The organism is Coprococcus sp. RTP21428st1_C9_RTP21428_210409, from assembly GCF_040227395.1.
Classification (GTDB): Bacteria; Bacillota; Clostridia; order Lachnospirales; family Lachnospiraceae; genus Coprococcus; species Coprococcus aceti.
Map to the genome: position 1 here is coordinate 1 of NZ_JBEHVV010000148.1, position 1,240 is coordinate 1,240.

Here is a 1,240-nt window from a genome sequence, read left to right on the forward strand (position 1 = left end):
TTCTTATCCTCATCTATGATGACGGCCTCCGCACCATACTCCTGAATGGTCTTCATAGCCTTATCCTTATCCATCAGCATACACAGTGTAGACAAGGCGTCACTGGTCAGTCCGTTATCACACACTACCGTGGCCGCTATAGTGCCATTCCATGCCGGATATCCAGTCCGGGGATCAAGTATGTGGTGGTATCTCCTGCCATCCTGCTCAAAATACTTTTCATAATCTCCCGATGTGGATACAAATGCCGTCTCCCCATCGCCAAAGCTTATGACACCCATGGTCGTTCCCTCTCCGGCTCTCGGATCCTTGACACCGACCTTCCAGGCTGTACCATCAGGCTTGCTTCCGTACACAACTATACTTCCGCCCAGGGCCACACATGCACCGGCCGCATCAGTACCCTTGAGATACTCTGCTGCCATGTCGCAGCCATATCCCTTGCCGACTGCTCCCAGATCAAGCATCATGCCAGGCTCTGATATCCTTAACGTATCGCCATCCACACTTACCTTTGACACATCCACCAGCCTCAGTGCACTGTCTATATCCGCCTGTGATGGAATCTCTGTCCTGCCATCTTCTATCCCCCACACATCCGCCAAAGGCCGTATGGTGATATCCAACAGATCGTCATGAGCCCTCGATATGTCAAGCGTCTGCTTCAGCACACCCGCAAGTCCGCTGCTCACCGTGATATCCTCATCAGGCTTATATGTGTTGTTCACCCTGTATATCTCAGAGTCCGCTGAGCGCCATGACAGCACATCCTTGTCCAGGCTGTCTATGAGCTTCAGCATCCCGTCTATATTCTCACTGCCATGGCTTCCATACACTGTAAATGACGCAGCCGTTCCCATGGTGATCGTGTTCCTTGTATATTCACTTTCACCTGACCGTCTCACGCCTGATATGATGACCATAGCAATCACAGCCACCATGACAACCACTACGGCTGCTATCCTGTACCATTTCTTCATGGTCTGCCTACCTCTGTGTTATTTCAGATATTCATCGTGAACCTGTTCTCTCAGCGAATATCTGAAGGATTTCTCGTACTCCACATTCTCATTGATGCTGTGGTTTACCTCCTCGAAGAAGCTCTGGTTGATGATATCCATGGAGTAGAATATCGGGTAGTTACTGTTCTTCTCCCACATCATAACTCCACCATCCACGGATTCCTTACCGTACTCCTCCTCGTAGCGCTTCTTGCAGTCTCCACTGCACAGATATACAT

The 1,240-nt window shown here is 50.1% G+C and carries 1 protein-coding gene and 1 pseudogene; both read right to left on the minus strand.

Annotated features, from left to right (window positions below; translation table 11 throughout):
• Positions 1–980, minus strand: a 980-nt coding sequence (locus ABUA34_RS14315; protein WP_349823546.1) for an FAD:protein FMN transferase, incomplete at its 3' end; no start/stop codon positions are given.
• An 18-nt stretch (positions 981–998) separates the two neighbouring features.
• A pseudogene (locus tag ABUA34_RS14320) lies at positions 999–1,240 on the minus strand (hypothetical protein); the annotation flags it as partial.